We start from the raw sequence: 12,948 nt of genomic DNA on the forward strand, positions 1-12,948 counted from the left end.
CTTTCGATAGTTTACGGACGCATCGTTGACACCTCGGCGTCATGGCTACTTAACATGCATGCATAACAGCGCCACTCGATCCGGGGCGCTCTCGCATTCAGCAGAAACAGGTCGACGCGAGATGCTCAGCACGCTTCCGGCCGGCATCGGCCACCCCACCCGCAGCTCCGCCACCCCCGAACCGTGGTGGCGCGACGCGGTGATCTACCAGGTGTACGTCCGTAGCTTCCTCGACAGCACGGGGGACGGGATAGGCGACCTGGCCGGCGTCCGTGCCGGGCTTCCCTACCTGCGGAAACTCGGCGTCGACGGCATCTGGCTCAGCCCGTTCTACCCCTCACCGCAGCACGACCACGGCTACGACGTCGCCGACTACTGCGACGTCGACCCCGTCTACGGCGACCTCGCCGAGTTCGACCGGCTGGTGGCCGACGCCCGCAGGCTCGGGCTCAAGCTGCTGCTCGACATCGTCCCGAACCACTGCTCCAGCGAGCACCCCTGGTTCCGCGAGGCCCTCGCCGCTGCCCCCGGCAGCCCCGCCCGCTCCCGTTTCCACTTCGCCCCCGGCCGCGGCGCGGACGGCGCCGAACCGCCCAACAACTGGCGCGCCATGTTCGGCGGCCCCGCCTGGAGCCGGACCACGGACCCCGACGGGACGCCCGGAGAGTGGTACCTGCACCTGTTCACCCCCGAGCAGCCCGACCTCAACTGGCGTGACCCGGCCGTCGGCGACGAGTTCGAGCGGGTGCTGCGCTTCTGGCTCGACCGCGGTGTGGACGGCTTCCGCATCGACGTGGCGGCCGGTCTCTACAAGCACCCCGACCTGCCGGACTCGGACGACCCCGAAGCGGACGAGCGCTCCCGCGACTCGGTCAACCCGCTCGCCTGGAACCAGCCGGAGGTCCACGACGTGTGGCGCCGCTGGCGCGCGGTGTGCGAGGAGTACGCCGCACGCGACGGTCACGAGCGGCTGCTCGTCGGCGAGGTCTCCGTACCGACCGCGCGCGAGCACGCCCTGTACGTCCGGCCCGACGAACTGCACCAGGCGTTCTTCTTCGACTTGCTCAGCGCCCCCTGGGACGCCGACGCCTTCCGTTCGACGATCGACGAGGCCGTACGCGACATCGCCGGCACCGGCTCCACCGTCACCTGGGTGCTCAACAACCACGACCAGATCCGCACGGTGACGCGGTACGCGGGAGAACCCGGTGTCGAGGGCAGCGGACTCGGCGCCGCCCGCGCCCGCGCCGCCGCCCTGCTGATGCTGGCCCTGCCGGGCGCCGCGTACGTCTACCAGGGGGAGGAGCTCGGCCTGCCCGAGGTCCTCGACCTGCCGGACGAGGTCCTCACCGACCCGATCTTCCACCGCACCGGCAGCCGCAAGCACATCCGCGACGGCTGCCGCGTTCCGCTGCCCTGGTCCGGCCATGCTTCCCCGTTCGGCTTCAGCCAGGGCGAGGCCGGGGCCCGGCCGTGGCTGCCGCAGCCCGAGTGGTTCGCGGAGCACGCCACGGACCGGGCCCTCGCCGACACCCGATCCTTCTGGCACCTGTACCGCGAGGGCCTGCAACTGCGGCACAGCCTCCCGCAGTTGGGCGAGGGCACGCTCCGCTGGCTGGACGCGCCCCCGCACGTGCTGGCCATGGTCCGCGGCGACGGACTGATCTGCGCCGTCAACTTCGGCGCCGAGCCCGTCCCCGCTCCCGCGAGCGGCACCCCTCTGCTCTCCAGCGGCCCCTGCCCCGACGGTGTGCTCCCCGGAGCGACCGCCGCGTGGTGGACCGCCGACCCCACCTCCTGACCGCCCCACTCTCGGAAGGACCCTCACCATGCGACGACCCTCGAACACGACCCGGCGGACGGCAGCGACGGTCTCGGCGGCCCTCGCCGTCGCCCTGACCGCCACCGCCTGCGGTGGCACCACCGGCCCCGCGAGCGGCGGTGAACTCAGTGGCCAGACCGTCACCGTGGCCGGTGTCTGGACCGGCAGCGAACAGAAGAACTTCAAGAAGGTGCTCGACGCCTTCACCGAGAAGACGGGTGCGAAGACCGTCTTCGTGCCCTCCGGCGACAACGTCTCCACCTTCGTCGGCAGCAAGATCGAGGGCGGCAACGCCCCCGACGTGGTGATGGTCCCGCAGGTCGGCGTGCTGAAGCAGTTCGCCTCCGAGGGCTGGCTCAAGCCGCTGTCGGACAAGACCGCGAAGTCGGCCACCGACGGCCTTTCCCCTGTCTGGAAGAACTACGGCACGGTCGACGGCACCTACTACGGCCTCTACTTCAAGGCGGCCCACAAGTCGACCGTCTGGTACAGCCCGGACGCGTTCACCCAGGCCGGCGTCACGGAGCCCAGCTCGTGGACGGGCCTGCTGGAGGCCGGCCGCACCCTCTCGGACTCCGGCCGACCCGCCTTCGCGATAGCCGGCGAGGACGGCTGGACGCTCACCGACTGGTTCGAGAACGTGTATCTCTCGCAGGCCGGACCGGAGAAGTACGACCAGCTCGCCCAGCACAAGATCAAGTGGACGGACGAGAGCGTCGTCAAGGCGCTGACCACCCTCGCCGAGGTGTTCAAGGACAAGCAGCTCGTCGCCGGCGGCGCCCAGGGCGCGCTGCGCACCGACTTCCCCGCCTCCGTCGAGCAGGTCTTCGGCCCCGAACCGAAGGCGGGCATGGTCTACGAGGGCGACTTCGTCGCGGGCGTGGCCAAGGACGAGTTCGGCAGGAAGCCGGGCGAGGACGCCAAGTTCTTCCCCTTCCCCGGGGTCGGCGCCGGGGAGCCGCCGGTGGTCAGCGGCGGCGACGCGGCCGTCGTCCTGAAGGAGGGCAAGAACGCCGAGGCCGGGATGCGGCTGCTGGAGTTCCTGGCGACGCCCGAGGCCGCGGAGGTCTGGGCCGGCGCGGGCGGCTTCCTCTCGCCGAACAAGGACGTCAGCCTCGACGCGTACAGCGACGACGTGACCCGTAAGACCGCCGAATCGCTGATCGGCGCGGGCAACTCGGTCCGCTTCGACATGTCCGACCAGGCACCCGCCGCCTTCGGCGGCACCAAGGGCGCGGGGGAGTGGAAGCTGCTCCAGGACTTCCTGCGCGACCCGTCCGACCCGAAGGCCACCGCGGCGAAGCTGGAAGCCGCGGCGGCCAAGGCGTACCGGAACTGAGGCCGCTCTCATGCCTGACACCCTCAAGGCCGGCGTCGCGGTGGACCCGCGGCGCCGGGCCCAGCGCAGGAAGCGCCGCCTCGCGGTCGTCTTCGTCCTGCCCGCACTGCTGCTCCTCGGCGCGCTCGTCGTCTACCCCGTCCTCTTCTCCGTCGGCCGCAGTCTGTTCGACGCGAGCGGGGACCGGTTCGTGGGCGCGGCCAACTACACCGAGATGTTCAGTGATCCGGCCACGCTCAGGGCCATCCGCAACAGCACCATCTGGGTCGTCGTCGCACCCGTCCTGCTGACCGGTCTCGGGCTGATGCTCGCCGTGCTCACCGAGAAGGTGCGCTGGGCCACCGCGTTCAAGCTGGTGCTCTTCCTCCCCATGGCGGTCTCCTTCCTCGCCGCGGGCATCATCTTCCGGCTCGCCTACGAGCAGGACCCGGACCGGGGCGTGCTCAACGCCGCCGTCGTCGGCGTCCACGACGCCTTCGAGGATCCGGCGGCGTATCCGACGGCCAGGGCCCGCGAGAACCAGGGTCTCGCCGGCGGCGCGGGCGGCTCCTACACCACCGAGGAGGCCGTGCAGCCGGGACGGACCGTGACCCTCGGCTTCGTGGGCGTCGCCCCCGACGCCATGCCCGCCGGGGCGAAGGCCGCGGCCGTGAAGGAGCCGGGACCCGACGCGATCGGCGGAGTCGTCTACCTCGACTTCGCCCCGGGAGGCGGCGGTGCGCAGGGAAAGGTCGACCCGGCCGAGAAGGGACTGCCGGGCATGACCGTCGAGGCCGTACGTGACGGGACGACCGCGGCCACCACGACGACGGCCGCCGACGGATCGTTCCGCTTCGCCGGCCTGGACGACGGCGCGTACACGGTCCGGCTGCCCGCGTCGAACTTCGCCGCCCCCTACGGAGGCGTGAACTGGCTCGGCCCCGCCCTCGTGACCCCCGCGATCATCGGCGCCTACCTGTGGGTGTGGACCGGATTCGCGATGGTGCTGATCGGGGCCGGCCTCTCCGCCATCCCGCGCGACGCGCTGGAGGCGGCCCGGATGGACGGCGCCACCGAGGGCCAGATCTTCCGCAAGATCACCGTGCCGCTGCTCGCACCCGTGCTCACCGTCGTCTTCGTGACCCTGGTGATCAATGTGATGAAGGTCTTCGACCTCGTCTGGATCATCGCGCCCGGACCGGTCCAGGAGGAGGCCAACGTACTGGCCACCCGCATGTGGCTGGTGTCGTTCGGCGGCGGCAACGACCAGGGCCTCGGCAGCGCGCTCAGCGTCCTGCTCCTCCTGCTCGTTGTCCCCGCGATGATCTTCAACGTCCGGCGGTTCAGGAGGAGCGGAGCATGAGCGGCCACAGCACCATCGAGCGCCCGCCGCTCGCCGAGGCCCCCGTCCCCACGGCGGTCCCGGCCGCGCCGCGCCGCCCCGGGCGGCAGAAGCGCCTGACCAAGTGGCTGAACAGCGGGATCGTCCAGGCCCTGCTGATCGTCGTGGCCCTGGTCTGGATCACGCCCCTCGCCGGACTGTTCCTCTCCTCGCTGCGCTCGGAGCGGGACAACGCGTCCGACGGCTGGTGGACGGCGCTCAGCGACCCCTCCCAGCTGTCACTGGACAACTACACGGCGCTGCTGGAGGACTCCGGCATCACCGCCGCGTTCTGGAACACCGTCCTGATCTCCGTGCCCACCACGATCCTGGTCGTCGGCATCGCCGCACTCGCCGGATACGCCTTCGCCTGGCTCGACTTCCCGGGCCGTGACGCGATCTTCCTGGTGGTCGTCGGACTGCTGGTGGTCCCCGTCCAGATCGGGCTGCTGCCCGTGGCCAAACTCTTCGGCGCCATCGGGCTGTTCGGTACGATCGCGGGCGTCGTCCTGTTCCACGTCGCCTACGGACTCCCGTTCGCGATCTTCCTGTTGCGCAACTACTTCGCCGAGATACCGCGCGAGATGCTGGAGGCCGCCCGGATGGACGGCGGCAGCGAGTGGCGGATCTTCTCCCGTCTCGTGCTGCCGCTCGGCCGGCCGGCCCTCGCGAGCCTCGCCATCTTCCAGTTCCTGTGGGTCTGGAACGACATGCTCGTGGCGCTGCTCTTCGCGGACAGCGGATCCCAGCCGCTGACCGTCGCCCTGCAGTCCCAGATGCGGCAGTTCGGCAGCAACATCGGTGTGCTGGCCCCGGGCGCGTTCCTCTCGCTGGTGGTCCCGCTGGTGGTCTTCTTCGCCTTCCAGCGGCACTTCGTGCAGGGAGTGATGGCCGGATCGGTCAAGTAGGACCGAGAGACCGGCGTCGTCCGCCCGTGGGGCGGACGACGCCGGTCCACGCGCGCGCGGACGCCGGCCGTCCCCCGCCACGGCCGTCCCGCCCGGGCGCGGGCGGTCAGGATCGCTCCCTCCGGGGCGCCGATCACGACCGTGACGAGGCCCCTGTCGATCAGGGGCCGATCACGAGATATCTTGATGTCGAGCAATGTTGCAGACGTGGAGAGCGGAGCACCCGGTGACTGACTCGACCATCATCTATACGCACACTGACGAGGCGCCCGCCCTGGCGACGTACTCGTTCCTGCCCGTGGTCCAGGCGTACGCCTCGACGGCCGGTGTCACCGTGGAGACCCGTGACATCTCGCTCGCGGGACGGATCATCTCCCAGTTCCCCGAGTACCTCGAAGAGGGACAGCGCGTCGACGACGCCCTCGCCGAGCTCGGCGAGCTGGCCAAGACGCCCAGCGCGAACATCATCAAGCTGCCGAACATCTCGGCCTCGATCCCGCAGCTGAAGGCCGCGGTCGCCGAGCTCCAGGAGCAGGGCTACGCGCTGCCGGACTACCCGGACGACCCGAAGACCGACGAGGAGCGCGACATCCGCGCCCGCTACGACAAGGTCAAGGGCAGCGCCGTCAACCCGGTCCTGCGCGAGGGCAACTCCGACCGCCGCGCCCCCGCCTCGGTCAAGAACTACGCCAAGGAACACCCGCACCGCATGGGCGCGTGGACCTCCGACTCGAAGACGAACGTCGCCACCATGGGCGTCGACGACTTCCGCTCCACCGAGAAGTCCGCGGTCGTCGCCGAGGACGGCACCCTGCGCATCGAGCTCAAGGGTGACGACGGCTCCACCACCGTGCTGCGCGAGTCGGTCCCCGTCCTCGCCGGCGAGGTCGTCGACGCGTCCGTCATGCGCGTGGCCGCCCTGCGCGAGTTCCTCACCGCCCAGGTCGCCCGCGCCAAGGCGGAGGGCGTGCTGTTCTCCGTGCACCTGAAGGCCACGATGATGAAGGTCTCCGACCCGATCGTCTTCGGCCACGTCGTACGCGCCTTCTTCCCGAAGACCTTCGCGCAGTACGGCGAGGCGCTCGCCAAGGCCGGCCTCACCCCGAACGACGGCCTCGGCGGCATCTTCAAGGGCCTCGAGGCCCTGCCCGAGGGCGCCGAGATCAAGGCGTCCTTCGACGCCGAGCTCGCCGAGGGCCCGACCCTCGCCATGGTCGACTCCGACCGCGGCATCACCAACCTGCACGTTCCGAGCGACGTCATCGTCGACGCCTCCATGCCGGCCATGATCCGCACCTCCGGCCACATGTGGGGCCCCGACGGCCAGGAGGCCGACACCCTCGCCGTCCTCCCGGACAGCAGCTACGCGGGCGTCTACCAGGCCGTCATCGAGGACTGCCGCGCCAACGGCGCCTACGACCCGGCCACCATGGGCTCCGTGCCCAACGTCGGCCTGATGGCGCAGAAGGCCGAGGAGTACGGCAGCCACGACAAGACCTTCGAGATCCCCGCCACCGGCACCGTCCGTGTCGTCGACGCCGACGGCAACGCCGTGCTGGAGCAGGTCGTCGGGGCGGGCGACATCTTCCGCATGTGCCAGACCAAGGACGCCCCGATCAAGGACTGGGTGAAGCTCGCCGTCACCCGCGCCCGCGCCACCGGCGACCCGGCCGTCTTCTGGCTGGACGAGGGCCGCGCCCACGACGCGCAGCTGATCGAGAAGGTCAAGGCGTACCTGCAGGAGCACGACACCGAGGGTCTGGACATCAGGATCCTGTCCCCGGTCGAGGCGACCAAGTTCTCCGTCGAGCGCATCCGCCGTGGCGAGAACACCATCTCCGTCACCGGCAACGTGCTGCGCGACTACCTGACCGACCTCTTCCCGATCCTGGAGCTGGGGACCAGCGCCAAGATGCTGTCGGTCGTCCCGCTGATGAACGGCGGCGGCCTCTTCGAGACGGGCGCCGGCGGCTCCGCCCCGAAGCACGTCCAGCAGCTCGTCAAGGAGAACTACCTGCGCTGGGACAGCCTCGGCGAGTTCCTCGCGCTGGCGGTCAGCTTCGAGCACCTGGCGACGACCACGGGCAACGCGCGCGCCCAGGTTCTCGCCGACACGCTGGACCGCGCCACCGGCACCTTCCTCAACGAGGACAAGTCGCCCAGCCGCAAGCTCGGCGGCATCGACAACCGCGGCAGCCACTTCTACCTGGCCCTGTACTGGGCCCAGGAGCTGGCCCGGCAGACCGACGACGCGCAGCTCGCGGAGGCGTTCGGGCCCCTGGCCAAGACGCTGGGCGAGCAGGAGCGGACCATCGTCGACGAGCTGATCGCCGTCCAGGGCTCCCCGGCCGACATCGGCGGCTACTACCAGCCCGACCCGGCCAAGGCCGCGACCGTCATGCGTCCCTCGGCGACCTTCAACCAGGCGCTCGCCACTCTCGGCTGACGCCGACGCACCCCATCCGCCCCGGCCGGCGCCACGCCGGCCGGGGCGGACGCGTACTCCCGTGACGTCGGCCGGGCACGACGAAGGGACGGCCACCCGATGACCGGGTGACCGTCCCTTTGGTGACGGTGCGTCAGTAACGCTCGACGAGCGGCGCGCCGCCGTACTTGGAGCCGGACAGACCGAGCGTCGCGTCGTACGCCTTCTCGTGGTCGCCGTTGGCGTCGTGCGCCTCGATCGAATCCGACACCGCCTTGCGCAGCGCCGTGTCGTCCTTGTCCATACCGATGCCGTACGGCTCCTCGGTGAACGGGTTGCCGACGACCTTCAGTTTGTCCGGCGCCTGGGCCGCGTAGCCCATCAGGATGGCGTCGTCCGTGGTCACGGCGTCGACGTCGCCGGCGAGCAGCCGCTCGACGCACTCGCCGTCCTTGTCGGTCGCGACCGTCTGCGTGTTGTACTCGGGCTTCTGGATCTCGCGCAGGGCCGTCGCGCCCTTCACCGCGCAGACCGTCTTGCCCTCCAGGGAGTACGGGCCGCCGATGGTGCCGTCGTCCTCGCGGACCAGCAGGTCGGCGCCGGCCATGAAGTACGGCCCCGCGAAGCCGACCTTCTTCTTGCGCTCGTCGTTGATCGTGTACGTGCCGACGTACAGGTCGACCTCGCCATTGGTGATGGCCGCTTCACGGCTGCGGGTGTCGATCGTCTTGAACTGGATCAGCCGGGGCGCGAAGCCGAGGTCCGCGGCGACCATCTTGGCGATCTCGATGTCGAAACCCGAGCGCTGGCCGTCCTTGTCCTGGTAGCCCAGGAAGGGCTGGTCGTCCGCGACCCCGATCACGAGCTTGCCCGCCTTCTGCGCCCTGGCCAGGGTCGGGGAGTCGAACGAGACGTCCGTCGCGACCTTGTACGTGGGGAGCTTGGGCCGGTCCATGGAACTCGGGCCGCCCGGCGGGTCGTCATCCGCGGAACGCGATTCGCCGCTGCAGGAGGTGGTGGTGAGAGCGACCGCGATCATGGTGATCGCCGCGAACGTGGCCGACTTGCGGGACTTCATGGTGCGACATCCTCTGTTCCAACGATCCGGGGGAGCGGACGACGCCCGGAGACGGCGTTCGCTCCCGCACCGAGACCGTGGTCCCCTGCTCCACCGTTCTCGATTGTGAGGACCCTAAGGAAGGGCGCGGTGGTTCGTCACCACATCTGAGCTGAACTTGAGGATCACGGTCCGGAAACGGAGAGGTGAAACCGGGGCGAACTGTGATGTCAACGGCGCGGTGATCCGGGTCAAGGGCACGAGCCGCACATCCCGAGGAAAAGCGCTGGTCGGAAAGTGTGGGCGAGGGGTCGTTCCCCCGGTTGTGGTGTGGCGTGTTGCGGCGGCGACCGCCGGGCCCCTAAATGAGGCAAATCCCTAAAATTTCCCGGATCGGATGGCTCATGGTGCTCACCTACACGCTCCACCGTGGCGTACTGGTCGTCACGCTCCACGGCGACGTCATGATCAGTGACCGTGCCACGGTGTCGCAGCAGCTCGCGGAGGTCGTCCGGTCCTATCTGCCGCGGGCCGTGGTGATCGAGCTCCGGACGTCGGTGGTGAGCGCGGCGGCGCTCAGCGCCGTGCTGCGGGCGCACCGGCAGTGCGGCCAGGCGGGCATGACGCTGTCGGCTGTGGCCACGGTGGCATCGGCCAGGCGCCTGCTCAAGGCCGGTACGGACGGCTCCGGCCTGCGGGTCTTCGCCCGCCGCGCGGACGCCGTCACAGCGGCGGTCATGCCCGCGGCGTCGCCGGTCGCCCCTCCCGCCGCGGTGACGCCTCCGGCGGCCGCTGCCCCGGCCCCGGCCTGACGGTCCGGTGTCGTCTCCGACGCCGCCCCGGGGGCCGGGGCCCGAAGCGTGTCGTGCGGCCGCCCGATGGCCGACGGCATCGCGTGCGCGCCCGTGGGCGTGCCGCCTCGGCCGCCGGGGCGCCGCGCGCCGGTCCCGGTCACACCACCGGGCTCCCCGGCGTCGGCGGGAGCAGCTGCTCCGTCCACACCGTCTTGCCCTCCCGCGCGTGCCGCGTTCCCCAGTGCTCCGTCAGCTGGGCGACGAGCAGCAGGCCGCGTCCGCCCTCGTCGGTGGAGCGGGCACGCCGCAGGTGCGGAGAGGTGCTGCTCGGGTCGGTGACCTCGCAGATCAGCCGGTGATGGTGGATCAGCCGCAGGGTCACCGGGCCCCCGGCGTAGCGGTACGCGTTGGTCACGAGCTCGCTGACGATCAGCTCGGTGGTGAACACCAGCTCGTCCAGCCCCCAAGCCGCCAGCTGTTCGGCCGTCAGCCGACGGGCCTTCGAGGGCGCGGTGGCCTCCGCGGTCAGCTCCCACGTGGCGACGAGTTCCGGCGCCAGCCTGCTCGTCCGTGCCAGCAGGAGCGCCACGTCGTCACTCGGCCGGGCGGGCAGGAGCGCGTCGACGACGGCCTCGGCCATCTCGTCCAGCTGCCGCGAACCGGACCCGCCGAGCACGGTGCACAGGCGGGCGATCCCGTCCTCCATGTCGTGCTCCTCGCCCTCGACGAGACCGTTGGTGTAGAGCGCGATCACGCTGCCCTCCGGCAGCGTCAGTTCCGCGGTCTCGAACGGCAGTCCGCCGAGGCCCAGGGGCGGCCCGGCGGGCAGGTCCGGGACGCTCACGACGCCGTCCGGAGTCACCACCGCGGGCGGCGGGTGTCCGGCCCGCGCGATGCAGCACTGCCGGGCCACCGGGTCGTACACCGCGTACAGGCAGGTCGCCCCCACCACCTGCTCCCCGGGGGCTCCCTCGTCGTCGGGCTCCTGCTCGCCGGCGAGACGGGTGACGAGGTCGTCGAGGTGGGAGAGGACCTCGTCCGGTTCGAGATCCAGGTCGGCCAGGGTGTGCACCGCGGTGCGCAGACGCCCCATGGTCGCGGCCGCGTTGATGCCGTGCCCCACGACGTCGCCGATGACGAGGGCGACCCGGGCCCCGGACAGGGGGACCACGTCGAACCAGTCGCCGCCGACCCCCGCCGCACCGCCGGCCGGCAGGTAGCGATGGGCGACGAGGACCGCGGGATGCTCCGGCAGTTCCCGCGGCAGCAGCCTCCTCTGCAGCGCCAGCGCCGTCCTGCGCTGCTGCGTGAACCGCCGTGCGTTGTCGATGGACACGGCGGCCCGCGCGGCCAGTTCGCCCGCGAGCGTGAGGTCGTCCTCCTCGAACGGTTCGGGCAGCCGGGAACGCCACAGGCTCATGCATCCCAGCACGAGACCGCGCGCGGTGAGGGGCACGACCATGAGCGAATGCACCCCCCGCAGTTCCGCGGCCTCCGCGCGATCCAGACCCGCGAGCGCCTTCGACAGGTCGACGAAGGGTTCGAGGACGGGACGCCGTCCGGACAGACAACGCGCCTGCGGTGTGCCGGGAGGGAAGGTGGTGAGCGTGCCCACCGGGAACATGATCCCTTCGGATTCGGGTGCGACGCTGTGCAGCGCCGTCCTGCGCACCGCGTCTCCCCTGCTGTCCGGAACCGGCTCCTCGCCACGGCTGACCTGTTCCAGGAGGTCGACCGAGACGCAGTCGGCCAGTCCCGGCACGGCCGCCTCCGCGAGCTCGGATGCGGTCGTCCCCACGTCCAGCGTCGTGCCGATCCCGGCGCCCGCGGCGCTGAGCAGCGCCAGCCTGCGCCGGGCCCGGTGCCGCTCGGTGACGTCCTCGACCAGCTGGGTCACTCCGAGCACCCGGCCGGTGGAGTCCTCCAGCCGGTACGCGGACACGTCGACGAACCGTTCCGTGGCGGGCGCGGCGAGCAGCCGGCAGGACTGCTCGGTGAAGATCAGCGGCTCCCCGGTGTCCAGCACCTCCCGCAGCCGGTCCTCCACGGTGTCCGCGTCCACCCGTACGAGGAAGTCACCGATCCTGAACCCGCGGGCCTGCTCCGCCTCGAAGCCACCGAGACGGGCGATCGCCCGGTTGACGCGCAGGATGCTCAGATCGGTGTCGTGGACCGCGAGCCCGATAGGGGACCTGCGGAACAGGCCGTCCATCACCGAGCGGTCGATTTCCCACTGGACGACCTCGGCCGCCGGGGCACCGACCAGGAACCACTCCGTCTCCCCGTCGTCCCGCGTCACGAGCCGGGCGCGGACCCCGAAGCCGAGGGTGCGCCCCTCCTTGACGCGTACGGGCACCACCCCGAACCAGCCCCGGTCCCGCCCGCACGCCGCCGCGGCCTTCAGGACGACCCCCTCGTCCTGGGGGTCCACCAGCAGCTCGGTGGCCGCCCGGCCGAGGGCCTCGCGGGCCGAGTATCCGAGCAGCGCCTCCGCGCGCTCGCTCCAGCCGGTGACCCGCCCGTGCGGATCCAGCACCACGGAGACGGCCCGACCCAGCGAGAACGGGTCCTCCGGGCTCTCACTGATCAGCGTCACGGAACCGGTCATCGCTTCCATCCTCCGCCGGGACCCCGGGCCGCGCACTCGGTGGCACTCCGGGAAAGTCCGGAGGCGGGCGGCGATGAATTCCGGACGGCCGGGCGGTCTGAACCGGCGAAGACCCGTCCGCCCCACCCGGTCAGGAGAACGACATGCCCAGGATCACGCCCAATCTCTGGTTCGACACGCAGGGCAAGGAGGCCGCCGAGTTCTACGTCTCGGTCTTCCCCAACTCCAAGATCACCAACGTCTCCTACTACGGCGAGGCGGGCCCGCGCCCGGCCGGGACCGTGCTGACCGTGGACTTCGTGCTCGACGGCCAGCCCTACACCGCGATCAACGGCGGACCCGAGTTCACCTTCGACGAGGCGGTGTCCTTCCTCATCGACTGCGCCGACCAGGAGGAGGTCGACTACTACTGGAGCAAGCTGTCCGAGGGCGGGCAGGAGGGCCCGTGCGGATGGCTCAAGGACAAGTACGGACTGTCGTGGCAGGTGGTGCCTGCCGTGCTGGAGGAGCTGCTGAAGGATCCCGACGCCGGGCGCGCCCAGCGCGCGATGAAGGCCATGCTCGGTATGGGCAAGCTGGACGTGGCGGCACTGCGCGAGGCGGCCGACGGAGCCTGACCGCGGCGGTGGTGGCCG

General features: G+C 71.0%; 9 protein-coding genes. 7 read left to right on the top strand and 2 right to left on the bottom strand.

All coding sequences use genetic code 11. The features are described 5' to 3' along the window. Positions 1–121 precede the first annotated feature (121 nt). The 5 genes from QFZ82_RS34820 to QFZ82_RS34840 all read left to right on the top strand — a co-directional run bounded on the left by QFZ82_RS34820 (position 122) and on the right by QFZ82_RS34840 (position 7,875). Positions 122–1,801: a glycoside hydrolase family 13 protein gene (locus tag QFZ82_RS34820; RefSeq protein WP_307716918.1), complete on the top strand. Its 1,680-nt coding sequence runs from the start codon at positions 122–124 to the stop codon at positions 1,799–1,801. Positions 1,802–1,829: 28 nt separating this feature from the next. Next, complete coding sequence (locus tag QFZ82_RS34825) at positions 1,830–3,161, top strand: ABC transporter substrate-binding protein (RefSeq protein WP_307716919.1); 1,332 nt, start codon at positions 1,830–1,832, stop codon at positions 3,159–3,161. 10 nt (positions 3,162–3,171) lie between these two features. Next, a complete protein-coding gene (locus tag QFZ82_RS34830; RefSeq protein WP_307716920.1) occupies positions 3,172–4,503 on the top strand; it encodes a carbohydrate ABC transporter permease in 1,332 nt (443 codons plus the stop codon). Next, positions 4,500–5,429, top strand: coding sequence for a carbohydrate ABC transporter permease (locus tag QFZ82_RS34835; RefSeq protein WP_307716921.1), 930 nt, complete (start codon positions 4,500–4,502; stop codon positions 5,427–5,429). Before QFZ82_RS34830 ends, QFZ82_RS34835 begins: the two co-directional genes overlap by 4 nt. Positions 5,430–5,655: 226 nt before the next feature. Next, positions 5,656–7,875, top strand: coding sequence for an NADP-dependent isocitrate dehydrogenase (locus QFZ82_RS34840; protein ID WP_307716922.1), 2,220 nt, complete (start codon positions 5,656–5,658; stop codon positions 7,873–7,875). 133 nt (positions 7,876–8,008) lie between these two features. Here QFZ82_RS34840 and QFZ82_RS34845 read toward each other — a convergent pair whose 3' ends face one another. Beyond that, positions 8,009–8,932: a glutamate ABC transporter substrate-binding protein gene (locus tag QFZ82_RS34845; RefSeq protein WP_307716923.1), complete on the bottom strand. Its 924-nt coding sequence runs from the start codon at positions 8,930–8,932 to the stop codon at positions 8,009–8,011. A gap of 383 nt (positions 8,933–9,315) precedes the next feature. On the opposite strand from QFZ82_RS34845, the gene QFZ82_RS34850 reads away from it, so the two are divergent. Beyond that, on the top strand, positions 9,316–9,723 hold the full coding sequence (locus QFZ82_RS34850; protein WP_307716924.1) for a hypothetical protein: 408 nt from the start codon (positions 9,316–9,318) through the stop codon (positions 9,721–9,723). Between the two features lie 139 nt (positions 9,724–9,862). Here the strand turns inward: QFZ82_RS34850 and QFZ82_RS34855 are convergent, their stop codons facing one another. Next, entirely contained in the window at positions 9,863–12,313 is a 2,451-nt protein-coding gene (locus QFZ82_RS34855; protein WP_307716925.1) for a SpoIIE family protein phosphatase, read from the bottom strand. 143 nt (positions 12,314–12,456) lie between these two features. On the opposite strand from QFZ82_RS34855, the gene QFZ82_RS34860 reads away from it, so the two are divergent. After that, on the top strand, positions 12,457–12,930 hold the full coding sequence (locus QFZ82_RS34860) for a VOC family protein (RefSeq protein WP_307716926.1): 474 nt from the start codon (positions 12,457–12,459) through the stop codon (positions 12,928–12,930). Positions 12,931–12,948: the final 18 nt, after the last annotated feature.

Source organism: Streptomyces sp. V4I23 (genome assembly GCF_030817975.1).
Taxonomy (GTDB): Bacteria; Actinomycetota; Actinomycetes; order Streptomycetales; family Streptomycetaceae; genus Streptomyces.

Coding starts and splice junctions, on each gene's coding strand:
- QFZ82_RS34820 (WP_307716918.1), top strand. CDS start 122: ATGCTCAGCACGCTTCCGGCCGGCATCGGCCACCCCACCCGCAGCTCC.
- QFZ82_RS34825 (WP_307716919.1), top strand. CDS start 1,830: ATGCGACGACCCTCGAACACGACCCGGCGGACGGCAGCGACGGTCTCG.
- QFZ82_RS34830 (WP_307716920.1), top strand. CDS start 3,172: ATGCCTGACACCCTCAAGGCCGGCGTCGCGGTGGACCCGCGGCGCCGG.
- QFZ82_RS34835 (WP_307716921.1), top strand. CDS start 4,500: ATGAGCGGCCACAGCACCATCGAGCGCCCGCCGCTCGCCGAGGCCCCC.
- QFZ82_RS34845 (WP_307716923.1), bottom strand. CDS start 8,932: ATGAAGTCCCGCAAGTCGGCCACGTTCGCGGCGATCACCATGATCGCG.
- QFZ82_RS34850 (WP_307716924.1), top strand. CDS start 9,316: ATGGTGCTCACCTACACGCTCCACCGTGGCGTACTGGTCGTCACGCTC.
- QFZ82_RS34855 (WP_307716925.1), bottom strand. CDS start 12,313: ATGACCGGTTCCGTGACGCTGATCAGTGAGAGCCCGGAGGACCCGTTC.
- QFZ82_RS34860 (WP_307716926.1), top strand. CDS start 12,457: ATGCCCAGGATCACGCCCAATCTCTGGTTCGACACGCAGGGCAAGGAG.